General features: G+C 38.2%; 9 protein-coding genes, 1 tRNA gene and 1 pseudogene. 4 read left to right on the top strand and 7 right to left on the bottom strand.

What is annotated here, in order from left to right:
- Positions 1-4: 4 nt before the first annotated feature.
- The 3 genes from IPK31_09715 to IPK31_09705 form a co-directional block, all read right to left on the bottom strand.
- Positions 5-3433 (bottom strand): SusC/RagA family TonB-linked outer membrane protein, encoded by a 3429-nt coding sequence (locus IPK31_09715; GenBank protein ID MBK8088194.1) that lies wholly within the window; start codon positions 3431-3433, stop codon positions 5-7.
- A 258-nt stretch (positions 3434-3691) separates the two neighbouring features.
- The gene (locus IPK31_09710) at positions 3692-4870 is read right to left on the bottom strand and encodes a FecR domain-containing protein (protein MBK8088193.1); all 1179 of its coding nucleotides are present in this window, start codon (positions 4868-4870) and stop codon (positions 3692-3694) included.
- 67 nt (positions 4871-4937) lie between these two features.
- Positions 4938-5522 carry an RNA polymerase sigma-70 factor gene (locus IPK31_09705; protein MBK8088192.1) on the bottom strand — a complete coding sequence of 195 codons (585 nt, stop codon included), beginning with the start codon at positions 5520-5522 and terminating at the stop codon, positions 4938-4940.
- Positions 5523-5963: 441 nt separating this feature from the next.
- On the opposite strand from IPK31_09705, the gene IPK31_09700 reads away from it, so the two are divergent.
- Positions 5964-7148 carry a LacI family DNA-binding transcriptional regulator gene (locus IPK31_09700; GenBank protein MBK8088191.1) on the top strand — a complete coding sequence of 395 codons (1185 nt, stop codon included), beginning with the start codon at positions 5964-5966 and terminating at the stop codon, positions 7146-7148.
- Positions 7149-7358: 210 nt separating this feature from the next.
- Here IPK31_09700 and IPK31_09695 read toward each other — a convergent pair whose 3' ends face one another.
- The 4 genes from IPK31_09695 to IPK31_09680 form a co-directional block, all read right to left on the bottom strand.
- Positions 7359-8183 (bottom strand): alpha/beta hydrolase, encoded by an 825-nt coding sequence (locus tag IPK31_09695; protein ID MBK8088190.1) that lies wholly within the window; start codon positions 8181-8183, stop codon positions 7359-7361.
- Positions 8184-8363: 180 nt separating this feature from the next.
- On the bottom strand, positions 8364-9530 hold the full coding sequence (locus tag IPK31_09690; GenBank protein ID MBK8088189.1) for a T9SS type A sorting domain-containing protein: 1167 nt from the start codon (positions 9528-9530) through the stop codon (positions 8364-8366).
- A complete protein-coding gene (locus IPK31_09685; GenBank protein ID MBK8088188.1) occupies positions 9469-11835 on the bottom strand; it encodes a M36 family metallopeptidase in 2367 nt (788 codons plus the stop codon). Before IPK31_09685 ends, IPK31_09690 begins: the two co-directional genes overlap by 62 nt.
- 272 nt (positions 11836-12107) lie before the next feature.
- A tRNA-Arg gene (locus IPK31_09680) sits at positions 12108-12179 on the bottom strand.
- 160 nt (positions 12180-12339) lie between these two features.
- Here IPK31_09680 and IPK31_09675 point away from each other — a divergent pair.
- The 3 genes and pseudogenes from IPK31_09675 (at position 12340) to IPK31_09665 (ending at position 17272) form a co-directional block, all read left to right on the top strand.
- Positions 12340-12999, top strand: a complete 660-nt coding sequence (locus IPK31_09675) for a hypothetical protein (protein MBK8088187.1) — start codon at positions 12340-12342, stop codon at positions 12997-12999.
- Positions 13000-13414: 415 nt separating this feature from the next.
- Positions 13415-16572 (top strand): annotated as a pseudogene (locus tag IPK31_09670) (ATP-dependent helicase).
- A 46-nt stretch (positions 16573-16618) separates the two neighbouring features.
- Complete coding sequence (locus IPK31_09665) at positions 16619-17272, top strand: hypothetical protein (GenBank protein ID MBK8088186.1); 654 nt, start codon at positions 16619-16621, stop codon at positions 17270-17272.
- Positions 17273-17333 lie beyond the last annotated feature (61 nt).

Below are 17333 nucleotides of genomic sequence, written 5' to 3'. Positions count from 1 at the left end.
GTTTTTAGAAAGTGAAATTAATTTTGAAGCCGAGATACCTTGTTGATGGATCTGCAAAATCATCATTACCACCGTCAGGATCTGAATATTTAAACTGCTTTGCTTTCAGCAATACATTTTGCCCGATTAGACTGATTGAAGCTGCTTTTGCAACTTTATGCAACAGTTTAGTTGGCACATTGTATGATAAAGAAATTTCACGCAGTTTGAAAAAAGTTCTGGAATAAGTATCTGCTTTACTTCCATTACCACCCCATGCACTGCTGTTGTGCAAATCAACCATATATTGCTTGTAAGTAGTTTTTACATCATTCGTTGCAAAAACACGGGTGTCAGTTAAAATATTACCATTTGCATCAAAGGTTACTGATCCGGATGTCACTTTTGCACCCTGGCCCAGATAGTTGCTGGACCCCGGTGTAGCAACGTCCAATGCTCTTTCAGGTGAAACTGAGTTTGGATGAACCCCTGCCTGCCACATATAACTTTCTGTTCTTGTGTTGGCAAGTCCGCCATTTACGCCATCAAAAGAGATAAACAAACTGAAGTTCTTATACCTTAAGTTGGCATTTGTACCCCAGATAAATTTGGGATCGTAATAGCCAAATAATACATCATATCCATGAACGATCGGCCTTCCACTGCTATTGAGTATAAGGCTTCCTGAAAGCTCACCCTTACCGGCAGGTACACGCTGAAAATCTCTGCTGATAAAATGATCAGTACGTTTTCCAACTTGCACCCATGGTTTTTTTTCTGAATAGGTTGGATCTAGCTTGGTATAGTAACTGGCAGAAGTTGTCCAGTTAAGACCTAAATCCAATTGCCAGTCTTTGTTTTTAATAGGTGTACCATTCAATATTAGTTCCCAACCTCGGCGGGTTGTTTCCTCTTTCCAGTTTTGATAGATACTGGTATAACCTGAGGCCGCTGTTAACCCTACATATTTTAAACGGTCATAATACCTTCTTGAATAATAGGTAACATCAAACGATACCCGATTTTTAAGAAACAGTGCTTGCAAGCCTGTTTCATAGTTTTCGAATTTTTCGGGAACATAGTTTGGCATATATAAGCTTGAAGGAACGCCTGCTCCATTTAATGTACCCCAGGTAGCAGCACTGATGGAATAACTACTATTGATTGCATATATACCAGGGGGAGTTGGACTATTTGACCAGGAACCTCTAAGTCTCAACATATCTAACCAACCTTTTGTCTGCGGTAATAACTCTGATGCTACGAAGCTTGCTGATACAGAAGGATAAAGATAAGAGCGATCTGCTTTTGACAAAGTTGAAAACCAGTCATTACGGGCGGACGCCTCAACAAACGCCATATTCTTCCAGGAAACGGCTGCACGGCCAAAGACAGAATTTGTCTGTTGAGCATAAGTACTTTGCGATACCTGTGCCGGATTAATAGATGCCTTAATGGAGAAGAACCCGGGAACAGAAATACCACCCTGTGTACTGGCATTCATATTATCATCCCGGCTGAAAAAAATTGATCCTCCGGCAAGGTATTCAATTTTAAAATTATTGAATTTCCGATCGCCTGTAAGTAACAAATCGGTATTGTTACTAAATCCATTACTTACTCCTATATTATACTGGCCTTTTCTTCCGCCATTCCATCCACTGTAATCAGCACCAGGAACACCTGTATTACCGGAAGAAAGATAAGAACCCCATGATGATCTTAACTGGCCGGTTTGTTTGTAAAAATCAACCCCTGAACGAAGAGTGGCTTTTAACCAGCTTGTTAACTGATAACTCATGGTTAAATCAGCATTAAAAATGTCTCTGGAAATTTCATTTGTTTTTTCGTACCGGTCGAAATAAGGATTGTTTTCAGAATTGCCGGCATAATTATCAATTGTACCGCCAGGTACCAATCCAAAATGATTGTTTTGAATTTCGCCCGGCTTAATCCAGTAATTATTCTTGTAGAGACGAAGATCCCAATCAGAAGGCGACCAGATTAAAATACTGTACATCGGATCATAAGAGGTATAACCGTTGGAACCGATATTCTTAGAGGCTTTTTTAGCATACGATAAATTCGTACTCATTTTAAACTTCTCCAGGTTAAGATCAGCTCCAAAGGAGTAGGTATATTTTTGCAGCCTGGCATTCGGATAGCGGCCTTTATTTTCCACCCAGTTAAATGAATTCCTGAGTGAAAGATTGTCCTTACGGTAACCAATATTTAAATTATTGTTGGTTACATAACCCTGTTCCAGGAAGTTTTTGAAATTGTCTTTACCTACGGGCAGGTAGGGTCTTACTGTAAAAGTCTTCGTAATCGGATCCCATTGATTTTGCATGGATCCGTCCATTTTTGCACCCCATGAGGCATCAGAATTGAGGGCATAAATACCACTGCCTCCACGACCATACACTGACTGTTTCTCAGGAATAGCCAGGAAACCTGCAGTAAACATCGTATTGGTTGTAAAATCAATAGTTGTTCCTGTTTTATTCGTACTGCCATTTTTTGTAGTAAGCATAATAGCGCCGTTTGCACCACGAAAACCATACAAAGCCGAAGCAGTTGGTCCTTTCAAAAAAGTGATTGACTCAATATCTTCTGAAGAGATATCGGCCAATGTTTTATTTTGATAAGCAACTCCATCTATAACTAACAAAGGTTTTGCACCCCTAATAGTAAGATCTGGTACAGCAGCAAAATCAGGTGAGTTTTTAACTAATACACCGGCTACTTTACCGGTAAGGGATGTAGCAACATCAAGGCCTGAAACTCTTTGTATGCTTTCCCCGGAAACTTTTTGAACAGCATAACCAAGGGCCTTTTCCTCCCTTTTTATGCCGAGTGCAGTAACGACTACATCCTGTATTTCCCGGTAAGTATCTACCAGTACAATATTGTACTCCAGTTTATTCTCAATAACTTTTACTGACTGAGAAGCTTTCCCAACATATGAAAAACGAAGCACATCATTTTTTTCTGCCGAGATGGTAAAGTATCCGTTTGCATCTGTAACTGTACCGCTTTTTGTACGTTCGTTAATGACACTTACACCCATAACAGGTACACCTTTATCATCAGTAATTCTTCCTTTTACATCAAAGGCTGTTACAATTGGTATTGGAGGTATAATTACTTCAGGCGCTGCAATCTTTCTCTTAACAATGATTGTTTTTTCTGAAATATTATAGGTTAACAGTTGATCTTTAAAACAAAGATCAAGTACTTCTTCAATGCTTGCTTTTTTTACATTAACAGATACATTTTTTGTTTTGTATAAAACTTCATCTGCATACAAAAAGTTATAGCCGGTCTGATTCCGGATTTCTTCAAATACTCTTTGCAGTGAAATGTTGTTTTCTTTTAAGCTCACTTTCTGGGAGTAGCTTCTGGCACTAACCTGGAGACAGGCAGCGATTATTAAAACTGTGGCAAGTTTCATAATCCGAATCGTTTTGGTTAAAAATCCCCCTTCCCTAAAGTTGGATTTAAAAAGAGCAGTTAAATACATAAATTTGTATTAATTGGGTTGAATAATAAGCAGTTCCTGAAACAGATTTTGTTTATTACAAGACTCAAATCTTCGCCGGGTTTCGCTGCAAACGGAATCCGGTTTTTATTTGGTCCTGTATTCTTTTTTATCCATCCTTTCCAAATGGAAATAAAAAGCTGAGATTGACCATTTTCATGATTACACTTTTTATGGTGAAACAATTATTTTTTTGCCGTCAATTTTAAAATGCACTTCTTCGGTTAAGGCTATCTTTTCAATTACTTTAGCTACATCTTCATTCCTGGTGACCTGACCGGTAAAATGAAGGTTTACATTTCCCCTGTATTCAACATCCACATCATACCACCTGGAAATTTGCCGCATGATTGACTTAACATCAGTACTATTGAAAATAAAGAGGCCGTTTTTCCATGCAATTGCTTCTTCTGTATCTGCATCGCTTGTTATATTAATCCGGCCTGCTTTATTAATACCTGCCTGCTGACTGGGTTTTAAAATTTTAGCCGTTTGATTATTACCCAGAGCAGGAACAGATATTTTCACTGAGCCTTCAAGCAGAGTGGTTTTGATGGTTGTTTCATCATCATAGGAATTAACATTAAAATGAGTGCCAAGTACTTCAATTTCTGATGAACTTGCCTTTACTTTAAATGGCATTGTTTTATTTTTTGCCACTTCAAAGTAGGCTTCCCCTATTATTTCTACTTTTCGTTCCTTTCCTGTGAATACAACAGGGAACCTGATGGAAGAAGCTGCGTTTAACCAAACCTTTGTTCCATCAGATAATGTAACCTGGTACTGGCCGCCACGGGGAGTTGAAATTGTATTAAAAAATGCTTCATCTTTTTCAGTGATCATTTTTCCATTTACTGAGTATGCCAGCAAACCATTGTCTAACTTCTGAACTTTAATATTTCCCTGTTGGCTGAGCGTTCCATTAGCGGCACTGTCTAATATAATTGTTGAGCCATCTGCAAGTACAAGCAGTGCTTTATTGCTTCCCGGCTTTATCTCACCTGTATATCTGGCTTTAGGTATATTGTTTTTTGCAATTTCTTTCTTCACAGATTTTGAAGAAATCATCATATATGTTCCGATGGAGAACAAAAGAAGCACAATGGCTGCAGCTGCAGGTATTTGCCATCTGCGATGGCGGCTTATTCCTTCATGTTCATGATGGATTGTTTTGAGCAAACGGCTTTTAATCCGGTCAGCCAGTTGCTGTTCTGTTTCATTTCCGGCAAATTCTGTTTCGTCATCATTAAATGAATGATACCAATCATTTAACAGACTCTGTTCATCTGCAGTGATTCTGCCGCTTTGATACTTTTCTATCAGCGCCAATATGTTTTCTGGAATTTGCATAATATACTAAGTAAGTGTATAAACACAGGCAGAGCACCTATGCACTGTTAAAAAATATTTTTTCTGTTTAGAAAAGAGAGATGGAGAGAATAATCAGAAGGGAATTAAGAAACATTCTGGTAACCAGCTTTAACTGCTTCAGTGCCTTGTTTAACTGATTCTCAACCGTTTTGGGAGATAGATGTAATGTCTCTGCAATTTGCCGTATGGGCATTCCTTCGTTACGACTGTAGTTAAAAATCAGCCTGCACTTCTCAGGCAGCTTTTCTACTTCTATTTTTACGATTTCCAGCAATCGCTTATAATGAAGTGAGGCTTCAACAGGAAGTTCGAATATGGGTGTTTGCTGAAATGTGTTACTGTAACTCCGTTCTCTGACTTTTACTTTAATTTTTGCCAGCACCATATACTTCGTTGCGGTGGCTAAGTAATTTTCAAGCGATTCTATTTGATTTTTTTTTCTGTTTACCCAGAGGCTGGCAAACACATCATGTACAATATCTTCAGCTGACTGGGCTTCGCTTAACCTGTTATAAGCAATGGCGAATATTTTTTTCCAATAACGGTTATATAACTCAGTAAAAGCAAACTCGTCACTCTCAGCAAGCAGATCTAACAGCATCTGATTATTATATAACTGATACTCTTTCATGATGGCAATCGATATTAAAAGTAATCAAATCTTATAATTTCAGCAAAACAAGAAATAGAAAACCCTGTTTAAAAAAACTGATTTCTGTCATATTCATTGAATGATTCACCTTTACAGGTTGCATACATTATCAGTATTGGAAATGGGGTTACCGAAATAAAAAAAGTGATAAAAATCATTTTTGAAACCCTGCAAACAAAAGAATTCAGACATTATCAACCTCATTTAAGAAATTTGTGTTTTTGTGGTTGGTGTTCAAATCAACCTCCTTCGCCTTGGTTCGTGCAACACGAAACAAATCTACATATGCCTTTCCAGTTCGTGAGTCACGAATCGGGGCGTTAGGATCAGTAACAGGACAGTAAAGAAAAATCCCGGAGACTTTTTTTCATATGCAATTTTTTGTTTTGGTAAAAAATCAATTCATTTGAGCAACCGTTTGTGCAATTAGAACAATCGTTTGCGCAAATTAAATCATTATTTGCATTAAAAAATAAAAATTACCCTTTTTTAAAAAACAATAAACGCTTACTAATCTTTAATTTTAAAGGAAAAAATGCTATATTCTGTACAAATAAACCCGCCCCGATGAAAAATAACAACGTTACGATACAATCAATGGCTCAAAGCCTTGGTGTTTCTGTAACGACTATCTCAAGAGTTTTAAATGGTCTGGGCGAGCAGTTCCGCATCAGCAAAAAAACGATAGAATTAGTTACCGTTACAGCCCATAAATTAAACTACAAACCCAACAATATTGCCAAAGGGCTGCGCTTAAAAAAGTCGTCAACCATCGGGCTTATTGTTCCTGATATAACAAACACCTGGTTTGCCCAACTGGCAATGGGCATTGAAAAAGAAGCCCGGAAGCATCATTACAATATTTTCTTATGTAATAGTGATGATGACATTAAAATAGAAAAAAAATCAATTGCTTTACTTCAAAGCTGGATGGTTGATGGTATAATTATAGCCCCAATAGGTCTGGAGCCTGAACATCTGATAGACGCAAAAAGAAATGGAACCCCCCTTGTTTTAATTGACAGGATTTTTGAAGGAATGGATTTGCCATATATTTCATCAAATGATTTTGAAGGCGCATTAGAGGCCAACCAATATTTAATTGATAATGGACACAAAAAAATTGTCTGTGTGCAGGGCATTGTGGGCACATCACCAAATAACAAACGTGTAAATGGCTACAAACAGGCATTAAAAAAAAATAAAATCCCTTTTGACCCTTCATTGGTTGTAGGTGATGCTTTTAGTTTTAACAATGGCTATAATTGTGCTAAAAAAATATCTAAGAACCTGGCAAAAACTAAAATTACGGCCATCTTCTCATTGGGAAACCAGATTACATTAGGCATTTTAAAAGCTTTAAAAGAGGAAGGTATAAGAATACCCGAAGACATATCTATTGTGTCTTTTGATGAGCAGTTATATTCGGATTTATTATTTACTCCTCTGTCAACGATTTCGCATATGAACGATAATTTCGGCGATCTATCTATTCAAATGCTGTTGCAACAAATGGGTAAAAGCAAAAAAGCAAAGCCTAAAGATGTAGTACTTAAATCGAAGTTGATTATCAGGGATTCTGTAAAAAAAATAGCTATTCTGTAATTCCAGCATTCGGAGGTGCATAAATAAAAGGACAATTTCACTTATTCCTGTTTGCAAACGACTTGTATCAACAACACCGTATATCTCCTTCACCTAAGGCTGGTGAAAAACTCATAATGCAATCGTTGCTGATAAAAGTAAGGAAACATCCCATATCTGAATGTTACAAAAGTTAATTTTAAATCCTGCAACCAAAAGATTACGGTTATATTATTTTCTGCCCTCCAGAAATTCGGAAAGAATACGATTGAATGTTTCAGGAGTTTCCAGCATAGGAACATGACCACAGTTATCAATCCAGAACAAACTGGATTGCGGTATTAATTTATTGAATTCTTCTGCTGTTTCCGGTGGAGTAACCGCATCCTGTCTGCCCCACACAATACAGCAATCGCATTTGATGGTTGCCAGTTCTTTTCTTAAATTATACTTAATCGTTGATTTGGCAAGACAAAGAATTTTCAAAGCTTTTACCCTGTTGTTCACTGTTTCAAAAATTTCATCTACCAATTCCTTTGTAGCTGTTTCAGGTTTGAAAAAAGTTATTTCTGCTTTCTTTTTGATGTAATTATAATCGCCCCGTCTTGGAAATGTATCGCCCATTCCATTTTCAAACAAACCTGAGCTCCCAACTAATATTAATGACTTTACATTTTCAGGATGATGCAAACAGTATAATAAAGCGATATGACCACCCAGTGAATTCCCAACCAGATGTATCTTTTCCAGGTGCAGAGCCTGCATCAGCTGGTGTACATAATCAGACAATGCCCCAACTGAAACATTCAACCCAAGATCATAAATTGGTAATTGCGGTACAATAACTGTATATGACTTTTTAAAATGTGCTATTACTTTGCTGTAGTTTTTTACTGAACCAAATAACCCATACAAAAGCACAAGCGGCTCTCCCGTTCCTTCAGCATAATAGAAATATTTCCCTGTTGACTTTTCTGTAAAAGTTTCTTCGGTATCTGTTTTTTCAAGTCTGCTTTTTAGAGTGTTCTCTGCTCGAAGCGTTGTTTCTTCAATCATTGTCCATTAAAATTATAGGCTAATATAGGGGTTAACCATCGGGGAAATCCTGACATTGATTTTTTTAACGTACTTAAGAGCAATATCCTGAACTTTTGATCGGCAAGACGACAGATCCTGGTTAATAAAAAAGCTGCGATGTTTTATATCGCAGCTTTCGAATTCGTTTATATTTATTCATCAATGAACCACTACAAACTTTTTATACACTCTCTTATTTCCTGTTTCAATGGTAATAAAATAAGTACCCGCCGCTAACTTGTTTACAGGAATACTCTGGATATAATCGCCTGGCAACAATGTTCCTTTGTTATAACTGAACAGCTTCTGCCCATTGAGATTGACAACTGAAACAGTTGTTTGACCTCTGCCGAAAATATGGAATGAAACATTGCTGTTATCAGATGCAGGGTTTGGATAGATCCGGACACTGTTGCTGTTAATAACAGGATCATTTACTGCTGTTACAACTGAGGTTATAAATAATGGTTTCATCACACTATCTACTTTGTTTCCGGCATTATCAAATATCATTGCTTTTGAAAATCCTCCGCAACCACGTAATGCAAGAATATCATCAATAAACCAACCCGCTATAATTCCGGGATTACCTGTATCTGTTCTTACCCTGAATCTGATCTTTATGGATTGGCCATTAAATGGTACAAGGTTAATCAATGTATTTACAAACTGACCTCCGGTAGAACCGCTGAATACTTTTTCCCCGTTACCCCAGGGACCTGAGCTCATTGTTGAAGTATAAGAATTCTGGAAGATATAGAGTTCAGCATTGATCCATGTTGTGCCGCCATCTGTTGAAATCTCAATACGTCCGCCATCATATCCGGTTTCAAAATCATACTTGTGCCAGAATGAAAGCAGAGAAAGATTCTGCACGGTAAATGCATTGGAAGTTAAAACAAAATCTGATGAATCAGTTGCATCAGCACCGAACCATGCCTTAGTTCCGCTGTTTGCAAAGCTGCTGCTCTCGATCCAGTTATTTGCTGCAAATAAAGCTGATGAAGTTAATCCGCCAACTGTACTTGTTTCCCGGTTATCGTTGATAAGCGAATCAATTGTACAACCTGCACCAGAAGCAGTAATTGTTATGGAATAATTTTTCACTTGCTGCGGTGAAATGAAATTAATTGAGGAAAATGTAACAGCATTTCCGCTAACTGATCCACCGGGGCTGCTGCTGACGTATGTGAAACCGGCAGGTATTGTATCTGTAATTTTATAATTACTCAACGGTACATCACAACCGCATGTAGCCTGCAGATTAATTGTAGAAGAAGAAGATGTTGCAATTTTTTCGGGAGTTACATTTTTGTAACGTAACACCACCTGGCAAATCATATGCAGGTGTATGGTCGGATGTAAGATTGGAGCTTCCCTGTTTTGCACTATATCCCATTCCTCTTGCTGCAAAAGCTTTCCAGATGGCACACTTGTGTGCATAGTTATATAAAATAGAATCAGCTGCTAAAATTGCATTTCTTGAATCAATGAATCCGGGACTGCAGGGTTGGAGTTTCATTCCCTGTATAACCAAACGTAATGCAATTACATTTCCACCTGTTCCATTTCCTGAATGAATAGCCGGTGTAATGGTTCCGGTTTCTTTAATAATATTCCATGTCATATCCCACAGAGCTGAGCACCATATTTCACCAATGTTATGTACCTCACCACCAGTCGCAGTTCCATCCATACTGGCATAGGTAAGCGGATCGATGGCCATATTTGTACTGTATGGATAACGGCGTATACCGCCACCTGTTATTGGTTCGCCAACAGCATAAGTACCCACGGCCCTTGGGTTTTCACCATCAGTAAGAGCAGAAGTTGCCCAGTTGGTAGTCATCCTCAGGGCGATATAATCACTCCAGCCTTCACCCGCCTGTTCACTGTTATTTAAACAACTGCTGTTTGCAGGTCCACCCGTTAAGCGATTGGAAATACCATGACCATACTCATGTGTAACAATTCCATTATCCAGATCACCATCAATATCAACACCTGCTGACAGTGTAACATTTAAATTATTAGCTAACTGAGCTGCTAAAATCAACCCATCACTTTGGGAGATCATTACAGCAGGGATTGTAATTGTATTATCGGTTCCTCCCATTATAATGGGGGTTCCGGCAACATTATTAACTACAATCACTGCAATTGCACCTGCATCCTGGGCATTCTTTACTTTAACTGTAAAATTGCAGGAACCTCTGTTGATCATTGCTATTTTTCCTGCTACAATATTAACAGGGGCTCCTCCACATGCTTCATGAGTTGTGCCAGATGCGTCATCATTAAAATAAATAACCTGCCCGGTTTTAGGTCCAACATCAGCCAGTAAATTAGCTGTACTGAAACTGCTTTCCAAACTGTTATAATTCCCTGCAATTGCAGCTGGTGTATTTACTTTAAAACTTATAACACCATCAAACAGATACATCTGCATTCTTGGTTTGCCTCCATCAGCCGGAGTAGAGAAATTAGCATTGTTTGTACCTCCACCATCCTGTGCTTCAGCCTGTACATAATCATTTCCCGCTCCGCCTCTTCCTATATTATCGGCCTGAAAATTTCCTGCTGCTTCATCAAATCCATACTGGTAAAAAACATCATGCATCAGGTTGTTCCAGTAAAACAAATTTGTGATGGCAAAATTCTTATTGCCTGCAATAGAAGGCTGCTGGGTGAAATCAGGTAAAAAATTAAACGACAGGGAAGGAATTGCTGAAGTAGATGCAGCCGCTGTATTAGAAACTCCGGGAGTATTTGTAGCATCAACATCGAGATAGGCGTATACATTATTGCCCCGTGTAATACTATAGTCAGTAGTACCATCATGATGCCATCCGTGAGTGATTGCATCATTACCTGTGCCTGATTTCAGCCATGGGTTATTGTCAACTGCTGCTGCGGCTACATTCCTGCTTTCTGCAGGAAAAGGCACTACTGTGTAGCTGCCGCCTGTAATTGAAGTTGCAAAGTTTGCAGATGGAGTTGTTATTATTGACCAGTTATTTGATCCAATCGCTTTGCTGTTCTTTTTTGATGCGGGCAGTTTTTCATTTACTGTCCAGTTATCCTGGCCGAGAATATTGCCTGTAAGAGCATCAATACGAACATTCCACCAGTCGGCTTTGTCTTTCAATTCAATATTAATGTTCCAGGAAAGATGAACAGTTGCCCCATCATCTACAGGAACCCAGTATAAATTGGCAAAAATATTTTGGCGGGCAATATTTCCGCTGTTGAGTATAACCTTTTTCTCCAGGTTCATCATGTCACCAACTACCTGTAACCCGGATGGATTGGCTAACTGCAAATGAGCTGCTGTTTTATTTACAGCTGTTAAAGCATCTACTACAGGGAAAGAAGGTCCTGCTTTAGCTTCAATGTTTTTGATAAATGAACCTGAGTTGTATAGCAGCTTACTCTCTTTAAAAGCAGTAGTGATGATCTGGTTAAATACCTTTATCCCTTTATATTGTTGCTGTATATAAATATATGTCAACCCGCTTGACTGATCTTTATATGCATTACTGATCATATAATTAGTTTCATCAGCAGGGAGTTCTAACTGCTTTGCATACTTCTTAATTAACTGAAACTCTTCGCCCTTTTGCTGGGCCATAGATGAAAATGAATAACAGATCAATATGAATATGGAAAGAAAAAATCTGACAGGTCCGGAATACTTCATTTAAGGTTGGTTTAAACAACAAAATAAGATAAAATCTTAAAAGAATTACCTTGCCCGACGATAAGAAGGTCATTTCTACCGCTGTATCATCTGATGAATCATATGAAACTATAACAGCTTTGGTCGAGTAACATGAGCAAAGGAAAAGAAGATTATAGCCGCAAAAAATGGATCTGTGAGGAAAGATTGGTTGAAAACGAGTGTAGTCCCGACAGGAATCGAACCTGTATCTAAAGTTTAGGAAACTTCTATTCTATCCATTGAACTACGGGACCAAGACTGCCATTCCGGAATCCTTTTGCCGGCAGGGCGGCAAAAATAGTTATTTCAGGTGTTTGTGCGGCGTAAATTTCAAAACTTCAAATGCAACTTCATCCATATCCCTACCTTTGCTGCCCGAATAATTCTATTTAAAAGAGCTGAAAATAAGTATACATGAAGTTTCTGAACATCTACATCCGCTACAGGCTGATCCTTGGAATTGTTTTCTTAATTGCAGCCATTGCTGTTAACTATTATACAGGTTTCTGGCCTTCATTTATTATCTACTTAGTGGCCGTTATAAGCATTTTCGGACATTTCTTTTTCGGTCCTCTGCGCCTCATCCAGGAATATATGGAAGCAGGTGATATGGAAGGTGCAGAAAATATCCTTAATTCAGTTAAGTTTCCTGCCTTACTTTTCAAACCAATCCGTTCGGTGTATTACACACTCAAAGGCAATATTGCCATGATGAAACAGGATTTCGATGGTGCAGAAAAAATGATGAAGAAAGGAATTGATCTGGGTGCAGGTTCTTCTATGATGCAGGGATCAGAAGGAGCAAGTTTATTACAGATGGGTATGCTGGCCATGCAGAAAAACAACTTTAAACAGGCTGAAAGTTATATCCGCCAGGCTCTCCGCAAAGGCTTACCTGATAAAGAAAACCAGGCAGCTGCCAACCTGCAGATGTGCAGTATTATGATGAATAAACGGGAATTCAGGGCGGCTAAAGACTTTTTCAAAAAAGCCAAAGCTTTGAAACCAAGTACTGCTCAGCTGGCCGATCAGATTAAACAAATGGAAAAATACATTTCCCGGCTTCCGGGGTAAAATAAAAAAAGGAGCAGAAATGGTGTTTTTTATAGGTTAGCTATAAAATTTTCTGCTCCTTAGGAGTTATTTTCATAAAGCTGATAGATCAGCGGGTGTTAGGAAAAACAACGGCTAAAACCTTTGACTCCGTAAAATTAAGTGCATACACCTATACAAAAAATACCACAAACAGGGTATACGGTCAGGTAATTACAAGAAAAACCGCCTCCTTTGGGGAGACGGTCAAATTAAGTACGGCTGTTGTTGATGGATTTTAAAAACGGGTTGTAAGTTTTACAACTGGAAAATAAGATTAAAATTAATATCTCCCCGCTTTCCCCCTGATTATTATTTGTTTTTTCTACAATTATTCTTCTCAGATAACTGTTATTAAAAAATTATCTGCTCCCTTTGAGAGAATTATCTTTGAGTTATGTCGCTCAACAAAGAAAAACTGGAACAGAAATTTATTGAGGAATACAACAGGCTCAACGAAAAACAAAAGCTGTCAGTAGATACCATTGAAGGGCCCGTGATGGTCATTGCCGGACCGGGCACTGGTAAAACACAGATCCTTGCCAGCCGTATTGGAAAAATTTTATTGGAAACTGATACGCTTCCGCAGAATATTTTATGTCTAACCTATACAGATGCTGGTGTGGTGGCCATGCGCAAAAGATTGTTGAGCTTCATTGGTCCTGATGCATACAAAGTAAATATCTATACTTACCATGCGTTTTGTAATGATGTAATCCAGGAGAATCTTTCACAGTTTGAAAAAACAGCGCTTGATCCTGTTTCTGACCTGGAAAAGATTGAACTCTTCAAAGAACTGATTGATTCCTTTCCAAAAAATCATCCACTGAAACGCTACCGTGGCGACGTGTATTTCGAGATCAACAATCTTGACCGGCTTTTCAGCACCATGAAAAAAGAAGGATGGACTCCTGCATTCATCCTTGAAAAAATTGAAGCATATTTAAAAGAACTCCCGACAAAGGATGAGTTTGTGTACAAGCGCAAATACAAACAGTTCAATGCAGGTGATTTGAAAAAGGAAAAGCTCGAAGAAGAAGCGGAACGCATGGAAAAACTCCGTGCGGCAGTAAATGAGTTTGATTGTTTTCAGCAACTGATGCGTAAAAGAAACCGTTATGATTTTGATGACATGATTACCTGGGTCATCAAAGCTTTTGAAGAAAATAAAAATCTACTCGCCAATTACCAGGAACAATTTCAATATGTGCTGGTAGATGAGTTCCAGGATTCAAGCGGCACACAAAACCGGATTGTTGAGTTATTGATCAGCTATTGGGATAAACCAAATGTATTTGTGGTTGGTGATGATGACCAGAGCATCTTCCGTTTCCAGGGTGCAAACGTGGAGAACATGATCCAGTTTGCATCAGGTTATAAGGATGATCTGTTTACGGTTGTATTAACCAACAACTACCGTTCTACACAACCAATACTTGATATTTCAAAATCAGTCATCAGTCGTAATGAAGAACGGTTGATCAAAAAAATTGACGGACTCAGTAAGGATTTGCTTGCCTCCAATAAAAAAATCAATCATCTTACACATACTCCTGTAATCAAAGAATATGAAACGCAACGGCAGGAAATGATTGACATTACCCTGCAAGTGCAGAAATTAATTGCTGAAGGAACTCCTCCCGGCAAGATTGCTGTTATTTATAAAGAGAATAAATATGGTGAAGAGTTAACACATTATTTCAATCATCTCGGGATTCCTTTTTACAGCAAACGCAACCTCAACATTTTTGAAATACCGCTGGCACAGAAAATTATTCTTATACTGAAATACCTGGCTGCCGAACACGATAAGCCTTATGGCGGCGATGAAATGTTTTTTGAAATTCTGCATTTCAACTGGTTCCATATCCCTCCTCTTGAAATTGCCAAGCTGAGTATTGAAGTGGCTTCTGCCATGTTCAGCGAAAACAAAACTTCCATGCGCAGGTTATTGCACGAAAAAGCACATGCTCCTGCAAAAGATCTGTTTTCACAGGGCATTCATCATGGATTAAAAAATGCAACGCTTGTTTTTGAAAAACTGATTGCTGATGTACCAAATATTACGCTGCAGCATTTGTTTGAAAATATTATCCGTGAAGCTGGTATTTTAAAATACATCATGCAAAGTGAAAACAAACACTGGCTGCTGAAAGTATTAACGGGATTGTTTGATTTTGTAAAAGAAGAAACCAGACGCAATCCGTTTCTTTCATTAAAAGAGTTAGTTAGTATTATTGAACTAATGGAGAGAGAAGAAATTACTTTACCATTAGTACAGGTAAGCGGAAGTGATAAAGGAGTAAACCTGCTCACTGTTCATGGATCAAAAGGTTTGGAGTTTGAACAGGTGTTTTTCCCCGGCTGTAATTCCAGTTTCTGGGAAAAGAAACGCAAGCCTGCAGGCGGGTATAAATTACCTGATAATCTTTTTGCAACTTCCACCGATTCAAAAGATACAAATGTTGAAGAGCTGCGCAGGTTATTTTATGTTGCCCTCACAAGAGCAGAAACACATCTCAGTATTTCCTACAGCAAATTCAAGAACGATGGTAAAGAACTGGAGCCTTCCATGTTCCTTGCAGAAATCCAGGATGAGCAGGACATCAAAACACAAACCGTAATCGTTTCAACTGAAGTGATGAGTGAATTTGCTGCACTTTTATTTGGTGAAGCACAGGCACCAGAGATTGATAAAATTGAAGAAGCATTCATTCAGCCTATTCTTGAAAAGTTTGTTATGAATGTAACGGCGTTGAACAACTATCTCAAATGTCCATTGGAATTTTATTTTAAGAATCTTATCCGCATCCCATCTCCTAAAAATGAAGCAACCGAATTTGGTTCTTCTGTTCACTATGCACTGGAACAGTTGTTCCGCAAGATGCAGGATGGCAAAGCAGATACCTTTCATTCCAAAGATCAGTTCATTGCCGACTTTGAATGGTACATGCACCGCCACCGTGAAAGTTTTACCAAAGAACAATTTGAACGCAGGCTGGAATACGGGCAGGAAGTGCTGAGCAATTATTATGATAAATACATCAACAGCTTTAATAAGATCGTTGCCATTGAACGCAATATCCGTAACGTGATGGTTAAAGGAGTTCCCATTAAAGGAAAGTTAGACAAGCTGGAATTTGATGGTAAGTCAGTGAATGTGGTAGATTATAAAACAGGTGATATTGACAAAGCTAAAGACAAATTAAAAGGTCCCGGCGATAAACAACCCGATGGTGGTGATTACTGGCGGCAGGCAGTCTTTATAAAATTCTTGTTGACAATTACGAACAGAAAGACTGGAAAGTAACCAGCACTGAATTCGATTTCGTAGAACCTGATAAAAAGAAAGAATACCATAAAGAGAAGATTGTAATTACTCCTGCTGATATTGAAACAGTGAGTCAGCAGATATCATCTGTATGGAATAAAATTCAGAATCGTGAATTCTACATCGGCTGCGGCAAAGAAGATTGTCACTGGTGCAATTTTGTTAAGAGCAATGAAATGGCGGTTGCTTTGCATGAGTTAGAAGACGAAGAGCCTGAACCTTAATTTGAGAGATTTGAAGGATAAAAAAACATTTGTAAAAAATCGCAATATGAAAAACATTGTCTTTTTGCTTTGCTTATTTTTTGTACATGCTTATAGTTATGCACAAATTGTAGTTTCAAATGATCTTTTCAGAAACTTGTATGTTGGTGTTGAGAACCCAATATCGATTTCTGTAAAAAATATTCCTGAACAGAACTTGATTTTATCTGTAAGTATGGGAGAAATAAAGAAAGTTGCGTCAGGAAAGTATATATGGAAAGTCTGTGAAAAAAATTCACTTTTTGGAGAATTGAGGGTGTATAATAAGTCAGCATTAATAAAAAGTATTCGATTTAAATTAGTCCAGATACCTGATCCCAAAATTCTAACAACCACTCAGGATGGCGAGATTCTATTTAAAGGAATCAAAGCATGGTGGGTTAGGGCAGAAGTTGATAGCCCTGAAATTTACGGCCTTAGCTGTAGAGTTGATAAATTTACAATTACAATCTTAAAAAACGATGGCACTTTGGTTAGCTTGGAAAATATTGGCCCTGAATATCAGAAGCCTGTTATAGATGTATTCACAGCTCTGGCTGTAGGCGAAAAGGTCACGTTATCTGACTTCATTGTAACAGTTGGATGTGAAACTACAAAACGAAGACTAAATACAATTTTAACTCAAGTCCACTCTGGCAAGCTCTATCAATACAGACATTAACAGCTTTGTATCAATTCAAATCCTGTTAATCCCATCTATCCTAAAAATCATGGTTCACACA

The sequence above is a fragment of the Chitinophagaceae bacterium genome (assembly GCA_016713085.1).
Lineage (GTDB): Bacteria > Bacteroidota > Bacteroidia > Chitinophagales > Chitinophagaceae > Lacibacter.
Note: the sequence above shows the minus strand (reverse complement) of the source record. Positions and strands in the feature narration are given on the sequence as shown.